The organism is Neptunomonas sp. XY-337, from assembly GCF_004959845.1.
Taxonomy (GTDB): Bacteria; Pseudomonadota; Gammaproteobacteria; order Pseudomonadales; family Balneatricaceae; genus Neptunomonas; species Neptunomonas marina.
Genome location: NZ_SPLL01000003.1, coordinates 196,209 through 218,629, shown reverse-complemented (window position 1 = coordinate 218,629; position 22,421 = coordinate 196,209). Strand labels below are relative to the sequence as shown.

Genomic DNA, 22,421 nt, shown 5'->3' with positions numbered 1-22,421 from the left:
GACCACTTACCAAAGCCAGTATAAAAAAATTCGTACAGGCATTGTTAACATTAGACCATAATCCCTGTTTTTGGGGGTGGGGATGGAATAATTCAAGGTTTTTTGATTAGTGAGTGCGCAATTTTGATAACTCCCTTAACTGCTGCTTTTCGGCGTCAGAAAGGGTTGAGAATGGCTTCTTCTGTAACGCTGCAATGCTTTGAATACTGGCATCTCGTTGTAGGCGCTCCCACGCATCATCAAACAAGCGGTTGGCATCCTCACTGAGAATAGGGTCGAGGCGCGAAATCTCACTCAGTTGCAACAGTAGAGGGCTCAATGCTGGATCATCGCTCCAATCGATAAGCAGAGAACCAAGCGATGCTTCTGGTGTTGCTTTGAGATAATCAATCAAGGCAATCAGTGTATCAATATGTGTATGGTTTAGTACGCGTAACGGTTCTGAACTCTCCACTTTGCTCACCAGTTCTGGGTGGTGGAGCAGCAAGGATATGGGGTGGCTACAAAGGCTAACCGTGCTCTGTGGCTTGCTCTTGCTTGGGTAAGAGAGCGCGCGCGACGGAAGTTGAGTTTTGGGCGCTAGCTGCTGCTTGGGCTGATCAGGCGTCGCGCTGATTTGTGGTGCAAGATTAGCGTGGATACTAATGCTTTCAGGCTCTAGGCCAGTGATTTCACATACCTTGTCGAGCATCATCTGCTGTAGCAGGCTGTTCTGCATTTGCTGGATTTTCGGTAGAGCTGCAGCGCTCATAAGGGCGCGGCCATCTAGGGTAGACATATCGACGCCGTCCCCTAAGCTCTTGAAAAAGAATTCGCTAAACGGAAGTGCTTCATCCAACCGTGCTTCAAAACCTTCCTTCCCTTCGCTACGCACCAGGCTATCTGGGTCTTCCCCTTCTGGCAGAAACATAAAGCGTGCCTGTAGGCCATCTCTGATAACGGGCAACGTTGTTTCTAGCGCGCGTTGCGCTGCTTTGCGACCGGCTGCGTCGCCATCGAAACAAAAGATGACCTCCGAGACGGTTTTAAAAAGCCGCTCCAGATGTTGCGCCGTAGCGGCGGTACCGAGTGTTGCGACGGCATAAGTGATGCCGAATTGGGTCAGGCTAATGACATCCATATAGCCTTCTACGATAACAATGCGTGTGAGTTTTTGTGTTAGTTTTCTTGCCTCGTAAAGGCCGTAAAGTTCGCGGCTTTTATGAAAGGTGTCGGTTTCTGGCGAGTTCAGGTACTTAGGCTTTTCATCCCCTAATACACGTCCCCCGAATGCCACCACGCGGCCTCGTACATCACGTATTGGGAACATGATTCGATCTCTGAAGCGGTCGTAGTGAGATTGCTTCTCTTCGTTGTGGATCAACATACCGCTCTCTTCCAGTAGGGCTTTCTTCTGGTTGGAGTCGGCAAAGCGTTGTAACAGGTTGCTCCACCCTGGAGGGGCGTAACCAAGTGAGAAAAATTTTGCAACTTTTCCGCTGAGTCCACGATGGGTTAAATAACTAATCGCGCGCTGGTTGTCGCTATGGCCTTTCAGCATCTCCTCATAATAGGCGGAGACTTGATCCAGAATATCGAGTTGCGCGCGCTGGGAAGGTGTTTTGGAATCGATTTGTGCTTCGCGTGGCACATCAACACCAACGAGTTTCGCGACCTCTTCAACAGCTTGGGGGAAGTCAAGGCGCTCATATTCCATGAGGAAGCCGATTGCATTACCACCTGCGCCACAGCCAAAGCAATAATAGAACTGCTTATCAGGGCTGACAGAGAATGATGGTGACTTTTCTTGGTGGAAAGGGCATAAACCAGAATAGTTTTTGCCAGCTTTTTTGAGTTTCACACGCCCATCGATGATATCGACGATATTAACGCGTGCGAGCAGGTCATCAATGAAGTTTTGGGGGATTCGTCCAGCCATAACGCTCTCAATCAAATGATTGAGGCGAGTTTAACCGGCCAGTCGGCTTTTCACCAGCTTGGAAACGGTTCCCATATCAGCGCGGCCTTGCAGTTGGGGTTTGATCTCAGCCATAAGCTTACCCATATCCTGCATACCTGATGCGCCAGTTGATGCTACGGCAGCATCGATGATGGCAGCGATTTCTTCATCTGTTAGCGGTTGCGGCAAGAAAGTTTTAATCACCTCCAGCTCTTGTCGCTCAGAGTCCGCCAAGTCATTGCGGCCCGCTTCTTCAAATTGTGAGATTGAGTCGCGACGCTGTTTCGACATTTTATCTAGCGTCGCTAATACTCGGGCATCATCTAATTCTATACGCTCATCCACTTCGATGCGTTTGAGCTCGGCCAAAATGAGTCGAACAACACCTAGCGTTTCCTTATCTTTGGCACGCATAGCTGCTTTCATTGCATCGCTAATCTGTTTTTTCAGCGCTGACATTTTGACCTGACCTGTTATTTAAATGATGCTAAATCTCGAAAATATAGTACCTGTGGCCTAGCTAAGCGAGTTGCTTAGTAAAGGCGAACACGACGTGCTGCGTCACGCTGAACTTTCTTAGCGTGGCGTTTAACAGCAGCAGCAGCTTTACGCTTACGAACCGATGTTGGCTTCTCGTAAAATTCACGCTTACGTACTTCAGCAAGAACACCCGCTTTTTCGCAAGAACGCTTGAAACGACGAAGAGCTACATCAAATGGCTCGTTTTCTTTTACTTTAACTGCAGGCATCTGTTTTCCACCTAATTGAATTTAACTAATTTTCGATACTCGTTTGGGCAGGTACCCAGAACGAAGCGCAAAATTTTAAGTGCAGATAGCCTGTTTGTCAAAGTTATATTCGTGAATTCTGCCCAGATTTGATGGATAATAGCGCTCCACTTATGAACAACTAGGTTAGATAACGCGACATGAAGGTGCTGGGCATTGAAACCTCTTGTGATGAAACGGGCGTGGCGATTTACGACAGTGAGCAGGGGCTACTTGCGGACACGCTGTATAGCCAAGTAAAAATGCACGCTGAGTATGGCGGCGTGGTGCCAGAGCTGGCGTCCCGTGACCACGTACGTAAGCTACTGCCACTGATCCGTGAAACGCTGGCCCAAGCTGATCTGCAAGGTAGCGATTTGGATGCTGTAGCCTACACGGCAGGCCCTGGATTGGTTGGCGCGCTGATGGTGGGAGCATCAACTGGTCGTTCATTGGCAATGGCGTGGGATATACCCGCAATTGGCGTTCATCATATGGAAGGGCACCTGTTGGCGCCGATGCTAGAAGATGAACCGCCAGCTTTTCCGTTTGTCGCTCTACTGGTGAGCGGTGGCCACACTCAGTTGGTTAAAGTCACTGGTATCGGTGCGTATGAGTTGTTGGGTGAGTCCCTAGATGATGCAGCTGGCGAGGCCTTTGATAAAGCCGCCAAAATGTTAGGTATGGACTACCCGGGTGGGCCGTTGATTGCGAAGCTTGCTGAGCAAGGTGATCGTAGTCGTTTCCGCTTTCCACGCCCAATGACCGACCGCCCCGGTTTAGACTTCAGCTTTTCTGGCTTAAAAACGTTCACCTTGAATACGATTACTGCACATCGCGTTGATGGTGTTGTTGATGCTCAAACGCAGGCCGATATTGCAGCGGCTTTTGAAGAAGCCGTTGTTGAAACGTTGGCCATTAAATGTCGCCGTGCATTGCAAGCAACAGGGCTTAAACAGCTTATTATTGCTGGGGGTGTGAGTGCCAATCAGCGGCTGCGGGAGCGGCTGGCTGAGGTTGTCAAAAAAGAACGTTCAGCGCTTTTCTACGCTCGGCCGCGGTTTTGTACCGATAATGGTGCGATGATCGCCTTCGCCGGGTGTCAGCGGTTACTCGCAGGCCAGGAAAGTGATTTGGTGATTGAGGCCAAGCCTCGTTGGCCGATGGACATACTAGCAAAAGTAGAACAAGGCGCGTGATGGATATTGTTTACATAGCGGGGCTGACCGCAGAGACGGTGATCGGCATCTACGATTGGGAGCGCGAGATTCGCCAGCAGGTGACGCTCGATTTGGAGATGGGTACGGATATCCGGGCTGCGGCAAACACAGAGGATATCGATAACACCCTGAACTACAAAGCGGTCTCTGATCGGTTGCTTGAGTTTATCGAAGCGAGTGAGTTTCTGCTGGTCGAGACGATGGCCGAAGAGATTGCCACGCTGGTTATGCAAGAATTTGGTGTGAGCTGGTTAAGGTTGAAGCTTGGCAAGCCTGGGGCGATACCCCAAGCTCAAAGTGTTGGCGTTATTATTGAACGTGGGAATCGTGGCTAATGGCGCAAGTCTACTTGAGTTTGGGCTCTAATATTGATCGTTATAAGCACATTAACGCTGCGCTTGATGCGCTCGCCGAGCAGTTTGGTGAGCTAGATATATCTTCGGTTTTTGAAAGTGAAGCCGTCGGTTTTAATGGCAATCCCTTCTTGAACCTAGCGGTAGGTGTAAAAACCGACCTCTCAGTTGGGGAGTTGTTGGGTGTGCTTAAGGCGATTGAAGACAATAATGGACGTACTCGAGGGGGCGCTAAGTTTGCCCCGCGAACACTTGATATCGATATCCTAACTTACGATGAGCGAGTGGGCGATATTGATGGTGTGCAACTGCCGCGTGACGAAATACTTTACAACGCGTTTGTACTTTGGCCATTAGCTGAGATTGCGCCGCGCGATTATCATCCTATTGAACAGCAGACCTACAGCGCGCTCTGGCAAGCCTATGATAAGCAGCAAAAGCTGAAACCCGTCGCTTTTACGTGGCGTGCCCGTTCCATTTCAAACGAGCGTGCTCGTATTTAATAGACCAAGTCAGCTATGGCACAGCGTCAGTTGTTGCTTGCGAATCTCTTGCCCTAGCTGCGCGCCTTTAAAGCCCTGCTGGATCAAACTCTTTGGGTCAATTTCGGCGATTTTTTGTAGTAGAGGCTCGATAGTATTCACCGCGTTTAGCGGGCTATTCAGCGCTGTGGCTAGGTTACGACAGGCTATCAAAATAGCGTTGAGCCGTTCTGGACGTCTGATCAGATCCAGTGCTTGGATTGTTTCTAGCCGCTGCTCTGGTGAAAGACTTTCCCATTGTGTCAGTGCCGGGTAAGCAGTTGCTACCTGTTGTGTTAAGTCGCGGTAGGCATTGGGCATACGCAGCTTTTCGTACAGAGTCTCGAAAGAGGTACGGGTATGCAGCTGCGCCAAATAGGCGAAACTAGCAAAGCGGACTGGGCCTTCGGTTTGCTCAGAAAAGGTTGCGGCTAATGCGGTTGCGGCTTGATGCTCAGCTACCCGCCCAAGACATCCAAACAGCTTCTCTGCCGCGTGGCTATTTGCCAGTACCGTGAAAAAGGTTAGGGATGAGCGCTCCATAATGGCTCGCTCTAGCTCTTGCCAAACGCGCTCTTTGGTTAAATGCTCTAGTTCGTCTCCAGAGGCAATCTTTTGCATCAGCTGAATAGTCTCAGGCGCCACCTGAAAACCAAGATGAGCATAACGAGCTGCGAAACGTGCTACGCGCAGTACTCGTAAAGGGTCTTCTTCAAATGCTGGTGAAACATGTCGCAAGGTGCGGTTGGCTAAGTCTTGTTGCCCCTTAAAGGGATCGATGATAGCGCCTGCGCTGTCTTGTGCCATCGCATTGATGGTCAAGTCCCGTCGAGATAGATCTTCCTCGAGGGTGACATCAGGCGAAGCATGATACTTAAAGCCCTTGTAGCCTTTGCCGCTCTTTCGCTCGGTCCGCGCTAGCGCATACTCTTCGCTAGTGTCGGGATGTAAAAAAACGGGAAAGTCAGCACCAACCGGCTTAAAGCCTTGGTTGAGCATCTCTTCTGGTGTCGCACCGACGACAACCCAGTCGCGATCGTATACGGGATAGCCGAGCAGTTGATCGCGGACCGCACCGCCGACAAGGTAAATCTGCATCGACTTAGCGCTCAATACGATCAGTGCAGCGTAGCGACCATGCTTCAAAACCGCCATCAAGACTATAAACGGTCTCAAAGCCTTGATGGTTTAAGTATTGTGCGGCGGACATGCTGCTGATGCCATGGTAGCAGCATACGATGAGGGGTTTGTCTAAGTCCGCTTGGCTGATATAAGCATGCAAGTTGTCGTTGTTGAGGTTAACTGACCCCGGAATGCGCCCAGCTGCAAAACTCTGCGGGTCACGTATATCTGCGATAGCCGCGCCGTTATCGATGATCTCCTGAGCTTGTTCAACGGTAATGCACGTGTAGTTATCCATGGGGAACCTCGATATTCAGCAGTGATCGGTTACTTAGATTGCGCGCTGGGAACAGAGAAGCGCTGCTTATCTTCAAGGCGCATTGCAGTGAGACGTTCGCCCCAAACACACCCTGTATCTAAAGCATATACATGGGGGGCGTCGGCTTTGCCTTCAAGGGCTGCCCAGTGGCCAAATACAATGTTTTGTTCAGCCGCTTTGCGGTTAGGTTGCTTAAACCAAGGCAAGAAGCCGTCCGGTTGGGTTTCCAACCCCCCTTTAGAGGCAAACTCAAGATCGCCTTCCGCGGTACAAAAGCGCATGCGGGTGAAGTAGTTAGTAATAACCCGAAAGCGCTCCCAGCTTTCCAGCTTGCTCGACCAGCGTGTGGGCTGATTTCCGTACATATGCTCGAAGAAGTCGGTAGCGCGAGGCGAGCGAAGGGTGTTTTCCACTTCGCTGGCTAACAGGCTAGCTTTCTCGACGCTCCACTTCGGCGGAACTCCTGCGTGCGTCATCACGCAGTTGAGGTCTGGATCGTAGTGCAGCAACGGTTGCTGTTGCAGCCACTGCATCAAGTCGTTGCGGTCAGGTGCGTCCAGAATGGCGTCTAATGTGTCGCTGCGTTTGGTGCGCGCTAGGCCATGATGCACAGCAAGTAGGTGCAAGTCATGATTGCCGAGCACGGTCACAGCTTGAGTGCCGAGCGAGCGAACATAACGCAAGGTTTCGAGGGATTTGGGGCCGCGGTTAACTAGGTCACCACAAAACCAAAGGGTATCTTCAGGTTGGAGATTTAGGCTGCTAACGAGCGCTTGTAGCTCGTCATAGCAGCCTTGTACGTCACCAATAGCGTAAGTTGCCATCTGTTAGCTCAATGTGAAAGCGCGATTAATGTAGCGCGTTAGGTCGGGCCAATGTAAACGGCGGGATAGGCGCTTGGAAAGCATCTCCATCTGCAGTTTCCATATTGTAGTGGCCGAACATGCTGCCAACATGTGTCGCTAGAACGGTTCCGCTGGTGTATTGGTAGCTGTGGTTAGGTTGGATAACGGGTTGTTCTCCAACCACGCCTTCGCCTTCGATCTCTTGCACATGCTCATTGCCATCGGTCACAACCCAGCGGCGGCTCAATAGCTGCACGGGCTGATTGTGGTCGTTGGTGATCGTAATCTCATAAGAGAATACAAAGCGGTGCGCTTCAGGATCAGATTGCTCAGGCAGAAAGCGAGTCGCGACATCTATTTTGATCAGGTTGCTAGGGTCAAGTTGGTCCATGGGGTGCTCTTATTGCGTTGAACTAAGTTGATCTGCGATCACAATAAAGTCGGCGATTGTTAGGCGTTCCGGACGTAATGTCGGATCAATGCCGATCTCTTCAAGCTTATCTGCACTGATCAGCTCTTTCAAATTGTTGCGCAAAGTTTTACGGCGCTGGGTGAACGCTGTGGTGACCACTCGCTTCAACATGGTGAGGTCCTGTGCAACATGAGGCAGCGTTTTATGCGGTGTCAGGCGCACAATGGCAGAATCCACTTTCGGGATAGGGTCGAACGCTTCCGGCGGTACGATAAACAGCGGTTCAACGTCACAGTAATACTGCGCCATGATGCCTAGGCGGCCGTAGTTGTTATCGCCGGGCTTCGCCGCGAGGCGGTCAACCACCTCTTTTTGCAGCATGAAGTGCATATCGAGAATATCACCCGCGTGACTTAGCAAGTGAAAAATGAGCTGAGTCGAGATGTTGTAGGGCAAGTTACCAACAATTCGCAGTGGGCGATCATCATCTTGGCGCAGTTCATTGAAGTCAAACTTCATGGCGTCGGCTTCAAAGATGCGAAACTTATCTTCGTAGCGGAAAAATTTAGTACGTAAGATGGGCGGCAGGTCACGGTCTAGCTCAATCGCATCAAGTGCGCCGGCTTCGCTCAAAATCTCTTCAGTGAGTGCGCCAAGGCCGGGGCCAATCTCCACCATGTGATCGCTCGGGTGCGGTGCAATTGAGCGAATGATCTGGCGAATAATGCCCTGGTCTTGCAGGAAATTCTGGCCAAAGCGTTTACGCGCTTTGTGTTTAATGGGTTTCTTGGCGCTCATGAATACTCTTTGCTTTGTTACGTGCCATATCGCTGGCATATTGGATAGCAAGACGCAGGCTACCTGCATCCGCTCGGCCGGTTCCGGCCAAATCTAGGGCTGTGCCATGATCAACGGAGGTCCGAATAATCGGCATACCTAAGGTGATGTTTACGGCGTTTCCGAAACCTTTGTACTTCAATACGGGCAAGCCCTGGTCGTGATACATCGCAAGCGCAGCATCGCAGGTTTCTAGGTATTTGGGGGTAAAAAGGGTATCGGCTGGCAATGGGCCAGTCAATTTCAGGCCTTGTGTCCGCAACGTTGCTAATGTTGGTTCGATCGTTGTTTGCTCTTCGTGCCCAAGGTGTCCACTCTCGCCAGCGTGGGGGTTTAAGCCTGCCACCAAAATATGTGGTTCAGCGATGCCAAAATCTTGCTTTAGCGAGGTGTGAAGTACCGTTGTTACGTCTGTTAAGCGCTCAGGTGTGATCGCCGCAGATACAGCCGATAGCGGCAAGTGAGTCGTGACAAGCGCCACGCGAAGCCCCTCTGTAGCCAGCATCATAACAACCTGAGGTGTTTGTGTGATCGCCTCGAAGTACTCAGTATGCCCGGTAAATGCAATACCGCCTTCGTTGATAACACCCTTGTGTACCGGTGCTGTAACGATGGCATCGAAGCGCCCAGCTAGGCTCTCTTCAGCCGCGATGCGCAATGTCTCGACGACGTAGGCTGCATTATCAGGGTTAAGCTCACCGGCAACGGCAGGGCGTTTCAGTTCAACCGGATAAACCTTGATAGTGCGAGGGATATGCGGCGTCGGTTCGGTATCAAATGTGCAGCGCTCTATCGCAATCGGTAAGTTGAGCTGGCGTGCTCTTGTGATCAGCAGTTCTGGGTCACAAATGGCGATCAGCTCATCTGAATGTGCCTGTTGCGCAATCATGATAACCAAATCTGGACCGATGCCCGCCGGCTCTCCGACGGTAATAGCGATGCGTTTACATTGACTCATCAGTTCTTAATCTCAACATAGGCTTGTGAGCGCAGCTCGCGCAGCCAGTTCGCAAGTTCTTCATCAAACTTACGCTTACTGATGGCGGCTTTGGCCTGTGACTCTTGCATCTCATCGCCCATGTTTTTGGTACGGCGGTCTTCAACTTCGAGGATGTGCCAACCGAAACGCGATTGGAAAGGTTCACTAATTTGGCCGGGTTCAGAGCGTGTCATAACCTGTTCAAACTCCGGTACCATTTGGCCCGGAGACGCCCAGCCCAACGCACCGCCTTCAGAGCCGCTACCTTTGTCATCGCTCAGTTCGCGGGCAATTTCATCAAACGGCTCACCTTGTTGTAGACGGTTGTAGATACGGTCGATCAAGCGCTTAGCCTGCGCAGGTGAGCGGATTTCGCTCGGCTTAATCAAAATGTGGCGCACTTTGGTTTGATTAACTAGTTCTACCGCGCCACCGCGTGTGTCGCGTACTTGTGCGATATAAAATCCGCTTGGCGCACGAATCGGGGTGCTGATCTCTCCGCTATTCAGGTCGGCCACCGCTTCAGCTAAGGGCTCTGGGAGTTCATTCAGACGTCTCCAGCCCATGTCACCGCCGTTGAGTGCGTTCGGGGCATCGGAGGATGCAATCGCAACATCCGCAAAATCGGCGCCTGCACGTAACTCTGTAGCGATCTCGTCAATGCGAGTTTTCGCGTCTTGAATCGCTTGTGGCGATGCCTCTTGCGGCAGAGCCGCAAGGATGATGCTCAATAGAACTTCAACCTGTTGGTTGGCATTCGAGTTCTGCTTGAGATAGTTGCGGATCTCTTGGTCAGAAACACGAATACGGCGGTTGACGTTACTTTGCTGGACTTGGGTCACAAGCATTTCGTTGCGGATCTGTTCGCGTGCGGCTTCGTAATTCTGCCCTTCAGCAATGAGTGCTTGGCGAAACTGCGGCACGGTCATGCCGTTGCGTGAAGCGATCGACTCAACGGCTTGGTTGAGCTGACGATCCGAGATACGAATACCTTGACGCTCTGCAAGCTGTTTCAGCAAGCTATCGAGCACGAGACGATCCATCACCTGTGAACGCAGTACTTGCGGATTGGGGACAAGCTGCCCTCGCGCTTGTACGCGCTGAGTCACCAAAGCGAGGCGCTGTGTAAACTCAGACTCAAGGATGATGTCGTTATTTACGATTGCAGCAACGCCATCAAGGGCGATCCGCTCGGCATAGGCCGCCGGGCTGGCGATAAATGCCGACGTGATCGCGACAAGGCTGTAGCGGCGCAGTTGCTTAATAATACTCATTGTTCTCTTCACGCTGTTCAAATCCTGTGATCTTCTCTAAGAAGGTGGACCCACCACTGGTTCCGAAGTTGCCCAATCCCTTCAGCATAAACTGGATGTAGATAGAGTTGTCTTTCTCGTCATTGTCTTTCAACCAGCGGCGCGCGATAACACGTGTACGCCAGCAGCAGCTTTCATATTCAACCCCGAAAGCTGTGTCGATATCGTCTTCGTTCAACCAGTCATACTGCCAGACGCCCAATGTTGACCAGCGGTTATTAACTGGCCAGATGAAAGAGGCGGTACTTTGTTCACGCACATCCTCTTTAAAGCGGTAGCTAAAGCTCGCGATACGGTTGATATCTTCTTCGTAACGCACCGAAAAGTTATTTTCCGTGTTCTGGAATTGGGTGTGATCGAAGTTTGCATCAAAAGTTGCAATGACGCGTTGGTTTGGTCGCCAGTTGACGGTTGTGGCGATATCGCTGAACTTGTCATCGATAAGGTGCGCATCTTCTTCGTTGAGTTTTACGCTCGGCTTCTCGAAGAAGTACGCCTGGCCAACACTCGCGCTGACGGCTTCGCGACCTTGGTCATCAATTAAGCGAGTGGTAACCCCCATGGATATCTGCTGAGCATCACCAATGCGGTCTTGTCCACTAAAACGGTTGTCGCGAAACAGCGAACGGTAGCTAAAGTCGTAGGCGGCTGAGTCAAAGTCAGGAATGTGTGACTGGTCTTTCTCTGGGACGTATAAGCCAAATAAGCGTGGCTCGAGCGTTTGCATATAATCGTTACCGATAATATGCGTATCGCGCTCGAACACAACACCGGAGTCAATACTCAGCACAGGCACTGCAACGGATGGCGTCTCATCAAGACCGGCTAGTTGGTTATCGAGTGAGTACTGTGTATACCAGAACTTAGCTGAAGGTTTCACATAGCCCCATTGGTTTCGGAAGCTGGCGGTCAGCGTAGGCTCGAAATGGATTCGGTCGCCGATAATGCGGTCTGCGCCGGTTAAACCATCGAGATCACGATCAAAGCGGTTGAAGTCGATCAGATAGCGCGCATCCAGCCAAGATTTACCTGTATTGGGTGTGCCGATAAAGCTGATTTGGGGCAAACGGCGATAGGGCGCCAAGGTGTCATCAATGGTTTGGTAGCTTTGCAGTGCAATATGTGCTTGCCATTGGCTTTCTATATAGGAGAGTCGCGCATAACGATTCAGGTGGCTTTGCTCGGTTATGTCTAGGCCGGACCCTACATCATCGAAATAGTCGTTGTCGCTAACCGCGAGGTAGTCGATCTTGCTACGCCAGTGCGCACCTTGCTTGCCGTCATGTTCAAGGCCTAGCAGCCACCGTGTATCTCCGTAGCGTCGATCATCCGGCAAAACGGCGGTGCTTAGGGTATTGAGTGAGTACTCGTTCATGTAACGGAACTCGTTTTCAAGCATCAAGCCGCGCTTCTCGAAGTAACGTGGTGTCAGAGTATCGTCCATATGGGGGGCGATATTGAAGTAGTAAGGGGTGGATAGCTCCAAACCTTCACTACTGGTGTAGCGGATCGAAGGGTATAAAAAGCCTGATAGGCGCTTATCATCGATCGGGAAGTAAAATATCGGCACATAAAGCACCGGCACATTACCAAGGCGCAGTGTCGCGTTCTCGGCACGACCAAAGCCACTTGCTTGATCGAGTTGAATTTCAGACGCCGCTACCTGCCATGACTCAACCCCCGGGGGACACTGTGTATAGGTGCCGTCGGTGATTGTGATGGTGCGGTCTTCGTTGCGAGATACCTTAGCAACGGAGCCGCGGATGCGTTGCTCATGTAGAACGTACTCGGCATCGTATAACGTGGTGGTCGCGGTGTTGGTATTAGACTCCGCACGCTTACCCGTTAGGAGCATACCGGGTTCTCGATAGGTTGCTCCGCCACTCAACGTGATTTGCCCCGTTTCCTGATCGATCAGTGCTGACGAGCTATAAAGGCTACGCTGACCTTGGACGATTTTTACACTTCCGGTCAACTCTGTACCCAATCCTAGCTGAGCGATGCCTTTATCTGCATCAATAACGACGGGTTGCTCGGAGAACGGCGTACCATCGCCTTCAGGTAGCTCGGGCTGAATATATTGGCCTGCACAGAGTTGGCCATCACCGCGGCGCTGTGGGTACCAGTCGAGATACGAATAGCGGCCTTGGCGCGATGTTGCTGGCGCTGTCTGTGTTGCTGCTGGCTGTACTGTTGGTTTAGCGGCGCTTGATACAGCTGGTGCTGCAACCGCTGATTGACCATTAGTGCTGGTGGGGTTCGCCGGTGTTTGAGCCGGTGCCGCTGTGGTTTGTCTGGGGGCACCCAGTGCTTGGGAGGACTTTTCAGCGCAACTCCAACTACCATCGACCGCCTCGCAGTCCCAACCTGCGTTGGCTGCGGTAGCAAGTTCTGATTGAGATAAAAGAGCAGCAGTAATCGCGAGCGTTAGCTTATGAGCGCGGACTTTCTGAAACGGCATCCAATGTTCCAATGGCTGGGTAAAGAGCAGGAAACTCTTTATTCTTCGGTTGAGTAAGTTATAGAGTCTGGAATAATAAACATTCATAGTTAGTTGTGCTAGAGGAAACCACAGGATGGGGCAGCGTTTATCAGGCTTGTTAGCATGGGTTGAAAAGTTAGAAGCAGAGAACCGTCTGCCGATTCAAGGCGGCTGGGATGTTAAGCCTGTATCTGGTGATGCGAGTTTTAGACGTTACTTTCGTGTAAGCAGTGGCTCTGATAATTGGATTGCTGTTGACGCACCGCCAGAAAAAGAGGCGAGTGATATTTTTGTACAGATCGCCAATAGCTGGCGTGAGGCGGGCATATCTGTGCCGGAGGTGATCGCGGCTGACCTCGAGCAGGGTTATATGCTGTTGGAAGATTTCGGTGATCGTTTGCTGCTGCCAGCGCTCACGAACGATTCGGTTGATGCCCTCTATCGCTCAGCAATGACAGAACTATTAAAGATTCAGACGCTCGAGCGAGGTGATCTTCCCCCTTATGATGCCGTGCTATTGCAACGGGAAATGCTGCTGTTTAGCACGTGGTTTGTTGAGGAGTACCTCGCGCTAAATCTGACTCAAGCTGAGCATGACTGCATTGCAGCGGCTTTCCACACCTTGCAGGAAAGTGCGCTAGAGCAACCGGCTGTAGTGGCACACCGGGATTATCATTCACGCAACCTCATGCTGAAAGACGATGACAGTTTTGGTGTGATCGACTTCCAAGATGCCGTGTATGGCCCGATCACCTACGATCTCGTTTCTTTACTACGTGACTGCTACGTTTGCTGGCCGGATGAAGATGTTTACAGTTGGGTGGAAAGTTACCGCCTGCAGGCGCAGAGTGCAGCTTTGATCAAAGATGTACCGGCGGGGGTGTTTGCTCAGTGGTTTGATTTGATGGGTACACAGCGCCACCTGAAAGCGATTGGCATCTTTGCACGCTTAAGCATCCGTGATAACAAACACGGCTATTTGCAAGATATTCCGCGCACGATGGGATATGTGGTTAAAGTAGCCAAACGCTACGAAACGCTACATCCGTTTGCCGAGCTTCTGACTACCCGTATTCTACCCGCGATGTCTGACAAAGACCTGTCGGTGGATCCCTATCTATGAGAGCAATGATCCTCGCCGCCGGGCTAGGCACTCGGCTGCGTCCGTTCACTTTGCACACACCAAAGCCTCTTGTTCCTGTCGCTGACAAGCCGCTTATCGAGTATCACTTAGAAAAGCTCGCGAAAGCGGGCTTTCGTGAGGTCTTGATCAATCACGCGTGGCTTGGCGACAAGCTTGAAAGCGCGTTGGGTGATGGTAGCCGCTGGGAACTCAATATTACTTACTCAAGAGAAGGTGAGCCCTTAGAAACAGGGGGCGGTATCTTTAAAGCGCTGAGTTGGCTGTCACCAAGCGGCGAGTCCTTTCTTGTGATCAATGGCGATGTGCTGACGGATATCGATTTTAACGCAGTGTGCGAGCACGCAACGCGTTATGATGCGTCTGCTCATTTGGTGTTGGTCGATAACCCTGAGCATCACCTAGGCGGCGATTTTGGGTTGAGCTCGGTCGGTCGAGTCATGGATCGTGAGCCTTTGCTAACATTCTCGGGTGTGAGCGTACTAAATCCCACGCTTTTTTCCGGTCAACAAGGCGGAGCATTTCCGTTAGGTCCGTTACTGCGGGCAGCGATTACACGGGGTGAGGTAAGCGGTGAGCATCATAAAGGGGCGTGGATAGATGTCGGTACACCTGAGCGGTTAGCTCAGGCAACGATGATGGTAAATGAGGAAAAATATGAGTTTTGATCCACAAGCACTGGGCCAGCAAGCGGGCGAGGTGGTGCGTAAGTACCGAGGGAGCCTGATCGTTGGTGGCCTCATCGGTCTTATTTCGGGTGGTTTGCCCGGCCTCTTTATCGGCGCAGCTGTGGCTGCATTGCTGGCGAAAGCGTTAGTAAGCTTTTTGACAGGCGGCTATTCTCCACAGGCGATCTTCTTTAAAGCAACCTTCTGCGTGATGGGAAAGATCGCTAAGGCGGATGGTCGGGTCAGCGAAACAGAGATCCAATACGCGAAAGATGTGATGGCGCGGATGAATCTCAGCCCCGAAAAGCGGAAAGAGGCCATCGACTGCTTCACCGAAGGAAAGGATGAGCAGTTTGATATTGCCCAGGTGCTCACGCCGCTTTCGCGTTTAGTGCAGGCACGCCCTGAGATCAAAATCATGTTCCTAGAGATCCAACTACAGGCCGCTATGGCTGATGGTGAGATCTCCCAAGCTGAACAAGCCGTACTGCAACAGGTCTGTGCTTTGTTGAAGATGTCTGGTCCTGAGATGGCGGCACTGCTCGCGCGTATGCAGGCGCAGCAAGCATTTCATCAGCAAAGTTACCATGGCCACTATCAGCCCGGTGTTTCACCCGCTGAACTGCTGAAAGAGGCCTATGGGGTGCTCGGAGTAACGGAAGCTGCCAGCGATAAAGAGGTGAAACAAGCGTATCGTAAGCTGATGAGCCAACACCATCCGGATAAGCTGGTTGCCAAGGGGCTGCCGCCGGAAATGATGGATCTTGCCAAGGAAAAAACGCAAGAGATCCAAGCCGCATACGATCGTATTAAAACGGCACGCAAAGCAGCTTGATGCTTTGAACCACTGAAGATGATGTTAGATGGCGTCGTCTTTAGTTGGCGGAGCCGCGCTGCCAGGGCGTAGCTCTGTTGTTGGTGCTGGATCGGCTTTGCGGGTCACTTTCTTTTTGTCGCGCTCAGCGGCAACGATATGTTTCTCTAAAACACCACGGGTGTAGCGTACCAGCCATGCTTCACCTTGTGAGGTTGTCGTCACTATAGGTAGCCGTATCTGGTGGTAGTTGTTGAGCTCGTTACGCTTGGCTGCAATTAAACGCTGCTTTGCGTCGAATGTATTAGGCGCGAGCCGATTGCTTGGTGGTGTCGCGCTGTAGAGCTCAATGGTGGTGAGTTTCAGCTTTGGAATGACCGCTTGTAAGTTGGGAGCGCTGATATCAGCTGACGCCATCGGGTTGATCAGCATTAAACGGATATTTTTCTCACCTTGAATGGCCTCTGCAATACCGGCCGCCCATGTAGCCCCCGAACCGATACCTACAATAACCACGCGTTGAGCCTCGCGCTTAAAGAGCTCATCCAAGGCACTATTGGTTAAAGCGAGAATCTTTTCAGCGCGGTCTGATGTTTGTGGTGGTTTCTCTTCACTCTCGTTAGGTTCTGATGTGGTCGCTGCGTTAGGCGCACTCGGCGCTTCGTCGGTGCTAGGTGTAGGCTCGTCTGTTGCTTCTGCTTCTTCGCTGGGCGCGTCTGCGGGTTTGCGTTTGATTAGCTTGAGGACCGGTAACGTGCGCTCGGGGATGGCTGGTTCTATTGGGCGGGGCAGCGGTAGTGCTAGCGTCGCCCAGCCATATGCCGGTAGTTGTGAACGTAGCGCTTCAGCAACCAAGGGCCAGCGCTGGTGCTGAGTGTCATCCGCCATGATAAGTAGAGCACCTTTCGCCTCGGTCGTTTCACGGTCTCGGTAGAAGGCTGGAAAGCGCTCGTCATTCTGCTCAATCACAATGACTTCGCTGAGTGGGTCGGCCAGTTGCCGCTCTAAGTCAGCTTGAAGCGAGGTGAAAGGGGTTGGTTCTGTTCTGGGTGGCGGCGGTGTCGCGGGCGTGTTGGCTTCCTCTGTGATCTCGGCAGTGGCGTCATCATCTGCGACTGGAGTCTCTGCGAACGACACGACGCTTGCGAGCGAGCATAATAGAAACAGAAAAGATGAGGTCAGAACGCCGCGTTGTTTCATGGTCGTGTGTCGTTAATCTCTTAAATCTATGGGTAAATAACTCCCTCAACTGAGCGAGCTTGGGTACAATAGTGGCCTTAAATCCACAGACTCTCAAGGCTCGCTCTATTATGACCGATTTTCTGATCGCACCCTCTATCCTTTCTGCGGACTTCGCTCGATTAGGGGAAGAAGTTGATAACGTTCTCGCTGCAGGCGCGGATATTGTGCACTTTGATGTGATGGATAATCACTATGTGCCTAACTTAACGATTGGGCCGATGGTGTGTAAGGCGTTGCGCAATCATGGTGTGACAGCACCCATCGATGTGCACCTGATGGTAAAACCGGTTGATCGCATGATTGGCGATTTTATTGAAGCGGGCGCAAGTTACATCACCTTCCACCCTGAAGCGTCTGAGCATATTGATCGCTCGCTGCAGATGATCCGTGATGGCGGATGTAAGTCGGGTTTGGTATTCAACCCCGCAACTCCACTGCATTACCTTGACCATGTTATGGATAAGGTAGACATGATCTTGCTGATGTCCGTTAACCCTGGATTCGGAGGCCAAAAATTTATCCCAGGAACGCTAGATAAGTTGCGCCAAGCGCGTGAGCTAATCGATGCTAGTGGGTATGACATTCGCTTGGAAGTTGATGGTGGGGTGGGTGTTGGCAATATCGCTGAGATCGCACAAGCCGGCGCAGATACTTTTGTTGCTGGGTCTGCCATTTTTAATACCGATGACTATCAAAGCACGATCGCTGCGATGCGCGCCGAGCTTGCCAAAGTCACACGATGAAAACACTGTTTGATGGCCAGTGGCCGGATCTCGTGCTGTTTGATTTAGATGGCACCTTGGTAGATAGCGTTCCGGATCTTGCTGCTGCTGTGGATGCGATGCTGGCGCAGTTCGGTAGTGATGTGGCGGGGCAGAGGCGTGTCGAGACATGGGTCGGCAATGGTGCGCAAACGCTAGTAGAGCGTGCTCTGAACTGGGCGGATTTAAGCGAAGTTAGCGTGGCTGATGCGCTGGCGTGCTTTCTGCATCATTATGAGGGGAATTTAGCTGGTGCGAGTTACCTTTATAAGGGGGTGGAGCCATTGTTATCGGGGCTTAAGCAGCTAGGAGTACCGATGGCTGTGGTCACTAACAAACCGATTGCTCTGACTCACCCTTTGTTGGCTGCGCTTAAGATCGATCATTACTTTAGTGTCGTTGTTGGCGGAGATAGCTTTGCTCAGAAAAAGCCGGCGCCGATGCCATTACTCAATGTGATGGAAACTCATCAAGCCTCAGCGGACAAAACCCTCATGGTGGGAGATTCAATTAATGATGTTGCAGCTGCTCGCGCAGCGGGTTGTAAGGTTGTGGCGGTTACCTATGGTTATAACCATGGTGAGCCGATAGAAGCGACAGAGCCTGATAGAATCGTTGATCGCCTTGATGAGTTACTTTGAATAAGGGCGTTTATTGCTAAAGCTCTCGTCTTTTTATTAGGAAGCCATATAGGTGGCTATAATAGGGCGAATTAAGCTGGATGAAGACCCTAGCTCAGAGGTACTGTCTAAATTTTATTGGCATAACGTTATGAGATAGGTCTTCATGGTATGAGGATAAGATTGCTAGTCTCTCTGACGTCGTTTTTCCATATCCAATAGTGCTTGTTTACGTTCGGAGCCCCATCTATAACCTCCAAGGCTGCCGTCACCTCTCAATACTCTGTGGCAAGGAATTAAAACCGCGATACGATTTTTCGCGCAAGCAGTAGCGACGGAGCGGAAGGCCGTGGGCCTACCGATTTGATTAGCTACCTCACCATAGCTTAGCGTATCCCCCTCTTTGATGCTCAAAAGGAACTTCCAAACTTTGATTTGGAAGGCTGTACCTTGCATATCAAGTGGTAGGTCGGGCTTTGGCGCACCATTGCTCAAATGTAAATTCACAGCATCTATCCAATTGTCTAGTTCCGGTGCTTCTTGAGCGGGCGAGCAGATTAACTCAGCTTTGGGAAATTCTGTTGAAAGTGCAGTGAGCAAAGATTGCTTTTGCTGTCCAAATTGAAGGAAACATACCCCTTTACCGGTTGCAGCCATAAGAACCAAACCGTATGTGGTATCACGACAGGCGTAGAAGATAACCTCTCCCGCTCCCCCCGCTTTGTATGATTTTGGTTGCATACCAAGGCTACGCGACTCTTCACCGTATACACGGCTGATGGAACCAAAGCCAGAATCATAAATGGCCTCGGTTATACTGCCGCTCTTTTTTCTTAGAAAGTACTTAAACATCTGAATACGAATGGCATCTTGGTAGGACTTTGGTGAAACACCAAACGCCTTCTTGAAGGCACGTTGCAATCTTGATGGTGACACTCCCGCCATACCTGACAAGCTCGATAGCGTCAGTTTTTCATCGGCATGGTCTTCGATATAGCGGGCGATTTTGATCAGGCTTATGCTTCCTGCCCAGTCAGGGTTGAGCAGACAAGCCTTGCAAGGCTGGTAGCCGGCTTGTGTGGCGTCTTTAATCGTCCGAAAAAACTCAAGCTTCTCTAAATCGATTTGGTTTGATGTGCATGACGGCTTGCAAAAAATACCTGTACCTATCATCCCATAAAAAAACTGGCCATCGCGGGATTGGTCCTTAGATGATATCGCTTCTTTCATAACGCGATCAGGTGGCAATGTCATGATGTGACCTTCGTAGTTCTCAGTATTCAGGCATGTAACCATTTATCACACGAAATTAATATCCGATTATTGCGCTAAAACTCGAAGCTCTGTGCTGGGTTGTACGTCATTGCCTAGGGCGTATGGTGGCACAGTGCAAGAAACGGATGTTATTCGGCATTGTTGAGAAATAGTCTGGCTAAAACCTGAAATATTGATAAAGGAGATAGTCATGGTTTCACCGGTTAATACACTCATGGGGGTTCGTGAGTGGTTAATGCTTTTGACTCTTTCACTACTTTGGGGAGGGTCGTTTTTCTTTATCGGTGTCGCTGTACTAGAGCTTCAGCCGTTGACGATTGTGGCATTAAGGTTAGGTATAGCAGCGAGTGTACTGTGGGCAATAGTTTTTTTTATGAAGTTATTTCCCGTTGTTGATCTAAAGTTGCTCGGCGCGTTCTTATGCATGGGTATTTTGAATAATGTTATTCCCTTCACGCTCATTGTATGGGGACAGACTCAAATTGCGTCAGGGGTGGCATCAATTCTCAATGCTTCAACACCAATATTTACCGTGGTTGTAGCTGGAGTAGTGCTAAGCGACGAGAGGGCAACGCTTTTAAAACTTCTAGGTGTAATCATTGGTTTTTTAGGTGTTGTGATGGTTTTGGGTATACCAAATGCTAACGATGAAAATAGCTTTTTGGCGCAACTAGCCATTATCGCAGCAGCGTTATCCTATGCTTTTGCTGGTGTCTATGGAAGACGCTTTAAAGCGATGTCAATACACCCAATAATCACGGCTGCAGGACAAGTAACAGCATCTTTTTTCGTGATTCTCCCCATCTGTATGCTCGTTGATACTGGGGCTGAGTTTGACCGTATCAGCGTCGAAGTATGGTTGGCGATTGCTGGGTTGGCTGTATTTTCTACGGCTATTGCCTATGTGTTGTACTTCAGGATACTCGAGTCCTCAGGAGCAACAAATTTGTTGCTCGTTACACTTTTGATTCCAGTGTCTGCGATATTTCTCGGCTGGTTGTTTCTTGATGAAAAGTTAGCGATGGAACATTTTTTTGGTATGGGTTTGATCGCGCTTGGCCTATCAGTAGTTGATGGACGTATATGGATGCGAAAAAACTAACGCTTAACGAAGTCTGTTAGTACTCTCTGGGATGCACGGTCAGCTTCACGGTGTCGGCTAGTGCGATTAACTCGCACGTCTTTTCCTAGACGTATTTCGTTAGGGTATACCGGAAGCTTGAAATGAGAGTCTATCGGGTGAACAGTTCTAAAAGCTTCGGCTTTGAGGAGGCAGTTTTAGCTACCTCCTTAGGCAATATCTATTCAGTCACTGGATACATCACATCGAGCGGGTACCACTGCCTTGCGAGCGCACCATAGGCGGTATCTCTTTGTGGTAGGTGTGAGTTACAGCCCTTTAACCGCATAGATGCCGGGTGCGTTACGCCAGTACCCGTGGTAGTCCATGCCGTAGCCGAAGATGTAACGGTCTTCGACCTCAAGTGCGGCAAAATCAGGCTTTAGACCCGGGGTCGCTTTGCGATCATGTAGTTTGTCTACGAGTACCGCCGTTTTCACCTCACTCGCACCTTTGGCTTGGCAGTAGTTGATGATCTCAACCAGCGTATGGCCTTCGTCAAGAATATCGTCAACGATAAGCACTGGGCGTCCGGTAAAGTCGATCATCGGCGGAACTTTCCACTCTAGCTCATGCCCAGACGTGGTGTTGCGATAGCGCGTGGCGTGCATATAACCCGCTTCTAGTGGGAAGTCCAATTTGGTGAGGAGCTTACCGCCGATTACGAGGCCGCCGTTCATGATGCTGAAAATAACCGGGTTTTTATCTTTCCATGATGCCGTAATTTCAGCCGCCATTGTGCTAATTGAGGCTTCAATCTCCGCCTCGCTAAATAGCAAATCGGCGTCTGAGTAAACTTGTTTGATATGGTCAATATCGGTTTTCGGCATTGTGTCTGTACCGCTATGTTTTGGCTACCAAGGCAGCCATGTGATTAAAACAGGAGGTTTAATCGGCGAAACTCTACTCATCCTGCGAAAAAAGGGCAAGATCTAAACAAGGAATCATGACATCTGAGTCAGGTTTCTTTACTATTTCGCCTTGAGGATTGTTTGGAAAAAATGGTGCCGGGAATCGCATCGCAGGCCAAAAGAGATTGAGAATGAGCGTCCAAGAAATTAAACACCCATTAGTACGTCACAAGCTGAGCTTAATGCGCGAAGGCGATAAAAGCACACGTAGCTTCCGACAACTGGCAGCCGAGGTGGGTGCGCTGCTAACTTACGAAGCAACCAAAGACCTAGAACTGGAAGAGTATGATCTCGAAGGTTGGTGTGGTCCTATCAAAGGGGAGCGCATCAAGGGTAAGAAGTTTACTGTAGTGCCTATCCTGCGTGCCGGTATCGGTATGTTAGACGGTGTACTTGATCTTGTGCCAAGTGCGAAGATCAGTGTGGTGGGTCTGTACCGTGATGAAGAGACGCTAGAGCCTGTTCCTTACTTTGAGAAGCTTGCGCACGATATCGAAGAGCGTATGGCTTTGATTGTTGACCCGATGCTTGCGACGGGTGGCTCTATGATCTCAACGATCGATATGTTGAAAAATGCCGGTTGTACGAGTATCCGTGCGCTGGTGCTGGTAGCCGCGCCTGAAGGTATTGCAAAGGTACAAGAAGCACATCCTGATGTTGAGTTGTTCACTGCCTCGATTGATAGCCATCTGAACGAAGCGGGCTATATCATTCCTGGTTTGGGTGATGCTGGCGACAAAATCTTTGGCACCAAATAAGA

General features: G+C 50.6%; 24 protein-coding genes. 10 read left to right on the top strand and 14 right to left on the bottom strand.

Going from position 1 to position 22,421, the window contains the following annotated elements; genetic code table 11:
- Positions 1 to 106 precede the first annotated feature (106 nt).
- The 3 genes from dnaG to rpsU all read right to left on the bottom strand — a co-directional run bounded on the left by dnaG (position 107) and on the right by rpsU (position 2,688).
- Complete coding sequence (gene dnaG / locus E4L36_RS08145; RefSeq protein ID WP_136680205.1) at positions 107 to 1,918, bottom strand: DNA primase; 1,812 nt, start codon at positions 1,916 to 1,918, stop codon at positions 107 to 109.
- Between the two features lie 30 nt (positions 1,919 to 1,948).
- The gene (locus tag E4L36_RS08140; RefSeq protein ID WP_136680204.1) at positions 1,949 to 2,398 is read right to left on the bottom strand and encodes a GatB/YqeY domain-containing protein; all 450 of its coding nucleotides are present in this window, start codon (positions 2,396 to 2,398) and stop codon (positions 1,949 to 1,951) included.
- A gap of 74 nt (positions 2,399 to 2,472) precedes the next feature.
- Entirely contained in the window at positions 2,473 to 2,688 is a 216-nt protein-coding gene (gene rpsU / locus E4L36_RS08135) for a 30S ribosomal protein S21 (protein ID WP_127694532.1), read from the bottom strand.
- Between the two features lie 179 nt (positions 2,689 to 2,867).
- On the opposite strand from rpsU, the gene tsaD reads away from it, so the two are divergent.
- Genes tsaD through folK form a run of 3 tightly spaced genes read left to right on the top strand, consistent with a single transcriptional unit; the run spans position 2,868 to position 4,782 of the window.
- Positions 2,868 to 3,905 (top strand): tRNA (adenosine(37)-N6)-threonylcarbamoyltransferase complex transferase subunit TsaD, encoded by a 1,038-nt coding sequence (tsaD, locus tag E4L36_RS08130; RefSeq protein WP_136680203.1) that lies wholly within the window; start codon positions 2,868 to 2,870, stop codon positions 3,903 to 3,905.
- Positions 3,905 to 4,261, top strand: a complete 357-nt coding sequence (gene folB, locus E4L36_RS08125; RefSeq protein WP_136680202.1) for a dihydroneopterin aldolase — start codon at positions 3,905 to 3,907, stop codon at positions 4,259 to 4,261. Before tsaD ends, folB begins: the two co-directional genes overlap by 1 nt.
- Positions 4,261 to 4,782 (top strand): 2-amino-4-hydroxy-6-hydroxymethyldihydropteridine diphosphokinase, encoded by a 522-nt coding sequence (gene folK, locus E4L36_RS08120; protein WP_136680201.1) that lies wholly within the window; start codon positions 4,261 to 4,263, stop codon positions 4,780 to 4,782. The genes folB and folK overlap by 1 nt, the downstream gene beginning before the upstream one ends.
- 9 nt (positions 4,783 to 4,791) lie before the next feature.
- On the opposite strand, the gene E4L36_RS08115 is transcribed toward folK, so the two are convergent.
- The 8 genes from E4L36_RS08115 to lptD are packed head-to-tail and all read right to left on the bottom strand — an operon-like array spanning position 4,792 to position 13,088.
- Positions 4,792 to 5,955 (bottom strand): hypothetical protein, encoded by a 1,164-nt coding sequence (locus tag E4L36_RS08115; RefSeq protein ID WP_240770692.1) that lies wholly within the window; start codon positions 5,953 to 5,955, stop codon positions 4,792 to 4,794.
- Complete coding sequence (glpE, locus tag E4L36_RS08110) at positions 5,903 to 6,220, bottom strand: thiosulfate sulfurtransferase GlpE (RefSeq protein WP_136680200.1); 318 nt, start codon at positions 6,218 to 6,220, stop codon at positions 5,903 to 5,905. Before glpE ends, E4L36_RS08115 begins: the two co-directional genes overlap by 53 nt.
- A gap of 29 nt (positions 6,221 to 6,249) precedes the next feature.
- On the bottom strand, positions 6,250 to 7,065 hold the full coding sequence (locus tag E4L36_RS08105; protein ID WP_136680199.1) for a symmetrical bis(5'-nucleosyl)-tetraphosphatase: 816 nt from the start codon (positions 7,063 to 7,065) through the stop codon (positions 6,250 to 6,252).
- Between the two features lie 25 nt (positions 7,066 to 7,090).
- The gene (gene apaG, locus E4L36_RS08100) at positions 7,091 to 7,477 is read right to left on the bottom strand and encodes a Co2+/Mg2+ efflux protein ApaG (protein ID WP_136680198.1); all 387 of its coding nucleotides are present in this window, start codon (positions 7,475 to 7,477) and stop codon (positions 7,091 to 7,093) included.
- 9 nt (positions 7,478 to 7,486) lie between these two features.
- Positions 7,487 to 8,296 (bottom strand): 16S rRNA (adenine(1518)-N(6)/adenine(1519)-N(6))-dimethyltransferase RsmA, encoded by an 810-nt coding sequence (gene rsmA / locus E4L36_RS08095; protein WP_127694540.1) that lies wholly within the window; start codon positions 8,294 to 8,296, stop codon positions 7,487 to 7,489.
- Positions 8,274 to 9,293 carry a 4-hydroxythreonine-4-phosphate dehydrogenase PdxA gene (gene pdxA / locus E4L36_RS08090; RefSeq protein WP_136680197.1) on the bottom strand — a complete coding sequence of 340 codons (1,020 nt, stop codon included), beginning with the start codon at positions 9,291 to 9,293 and terminating at the stop codon, positions 8,274 to 8,276. Before pdxA ends, rsmA begins: the two co-directional genes overlap by 23 nt.
- Positions 9,293 to 10,588, bottom strand: a complete 1,296-nt coding sequence (locus E4L36_RS08085) for a peptidylprolyl isomerase (RefSeq protein ID WP_127694542.1) — start codon at positions 10,586 to 10,588, stop codon at positions 9,293 to 9,295. Before E4L36_RS08085 ends, pdxA begins: the two co-directional genes overlap by 1 nt.
- Complete coding sequence (lptD, locus tag E4L36_RS08080) at positions 10,575 to 13,088, bottom strand: LPS assembly protein LptD (protein WP_169051504.1); 2,514 nt, start codon at positions 13,086 to 13,088, stop codon at positions 10,575 to 10,577. Before lptD ends, E4L36_RS08085 begins: the two co-directional genes overlap by 14 nt.
- 115 nt (positions 13,089 to 13,203) lie before the next feature.
- Here lptD and E4L36_RS08075 point away from each other — a divergent pair, with 115 nt between their 5' ends.
- Genes E4L36_RS08075 through djlA form a run of 3 tightly spaced genes read left to right on the top strand, consistent with a single transcriptional unit; the run spans position 13,204 to position 15,753 of the window.
- On the top strand, positions 13,204 to 14,232 hold the full coding sequence (locus E4L36_RS08075; RefSeq protein ID WP_136680195.1) for a phosphotransferase: 1,029 nt from the start codon (positions 13,204 to 13,206) through the stop codon (positions 14,230 to 14,232).
- Positions 14,229 to 14,918, top strand: a complete 690-nt coding sequence (gene murU / locus E4L36_RS08070; protein ID WP_136680194.1) for an N-acetylmuramate alpha-1-phosphate uridylyltransferase MurU — start codon at positions 14,229 to 14,231, stop codon at positions 14,916 to 14,918. Before E4L36_RS08075 ends, murU begins: the two co-directional genes overlap by 4 nt.
- Positions 14,908 to 15,753: a co-chaperone DjlA gene (gene djlA / locus E4L36_RS08065; protein WP_136680193.1), complete on the top strand. Its 846-nt coding sequence runs from the start codon at positions 14,908 to 14,910 to the stop codon at positions 15,751 to 15,753. The genes murU and djlA overlap by 11 nt, the downstream gene beginning before the upstream one ends.
- Before the next feature lie 24 nt (positions 15,754 to 15,777).
- Here djlA and E4L36_RS08060 read toward each other — a convergent pair whose 3' ends face one another.
- On the bottom strand, positions 15,778 to 16,932 hold the full coding sequence (locus E4L36_RS08060) for a DUF3530 family protein (protein WP_136680192.1): 1,155 nt from the start codon (positions 16,930 to 16,932) through the stop codon (positions 15,778 to 15,780).
- A 110-nt stretch (positions 16,933 to 17,042) separates the two neighbouring features.
- Here E4L36_RS08060 and rpe point away from each other — a divergent pair, with 110 nt between their 5' ends.
- Together rpe and E4L36_RS08050 are read left to right on the top strand one after the other, a co-directional pair.
- Positions 17,043 to 17,717, top strand: coding sequence for a ribulose-phosphate 3-epimerase (rpe, locus tag E4L36_RS08055; protein ID WP_136680191.1), 675 nt, complete (start codon positions 17,043 to 17,045; stop codon positions 17,715 to 17,717).
- Complete coding sequence (locus E4L36_RS08050) at positions 17,714 to 18,376, top strand: phosphoglycolate phosphatase (RefSeq protein ID WP_136680190.1); 663 nt, start codon at positions 17,714 to 17,716, stop codon at positions 18,374 to 18,376. Before rpe ends, E4L36_RS08050 begins: the two co-directional genes overlap by 4 nt.
- A gap of 165 nt (positions 18,377 to 18,541) precedes the next feature.
- Here the strand turns inward: E4L36_RS08050 and E4L36_RS08045 are convergent, their stop codons facing one another.
- Positions 18,542 to 19,609: a methylated-DNA--[protein]-cysteine S-methyltransferase gene (locus E4L36_RS08045; protein WP_136680189.1), complete on the bottom strand. Its 1,068-nt coding sequence runs from the start codon at positions 19,607 to 19,609 to the stop codon at positions 18,542 to 18,544.
- Between the two features lie 211 nt (positions 19,610 to 19,820).
- Between E4L36_RS08045 and E4L36_RS08040 the strand changes: the two genes are divergently transcribed.
- On the top strand, positions 19,821 to 20,732 hold the full coding sequence (locus tag E4L36_RS08040) for a DMT family transporter (RefSeq protein ID WP_136680188.1): 912 nt from the start codon (positions 19,821 to 19,823) through the stop codon (positions 20,730 to 20,732).
- Between the two features lie 287 nt (positions 20,733 to 21,019).
- On the opposite strand, the gene E4L36_RS08035 is transcribed toward E4L36_RS08040, so the two are convergent.
- The gene (locus tag E4L36_RS08035) at positions 21,020 to 21,580 is read right to left on the bottom strand and encodes a hypoxanthine-guanine phosphoribosyltransferase (RefSeq protein ID WP_136680187.1); all 561 of its coding nucleotides are present in this window, start codon (positions 21,578 to 21,580) and stop codon (positions 21,020 to 21,022) included.
- A 212-nt stretch (positions 21,581 to 21,792) separates the two neighbouring features.
- Here E4L36_RS08035 and upp point away from each other — a divergent pair, with 212 nt between their 5' ends.
- Positions 21,793 to 22,419, top strand: coding sequence for a uracil phosphoribosyltransferase (gene upp / locus E4L36_RS08030; protein WP_127694553.1), 627 nt, complete (start codon positions 21,793 to 21,795; stop codon positions 22,417 to 22,419).
- The last annotated feature ends 2 nt before the right edge of the window (positions 22,420 to 22,421 follow it).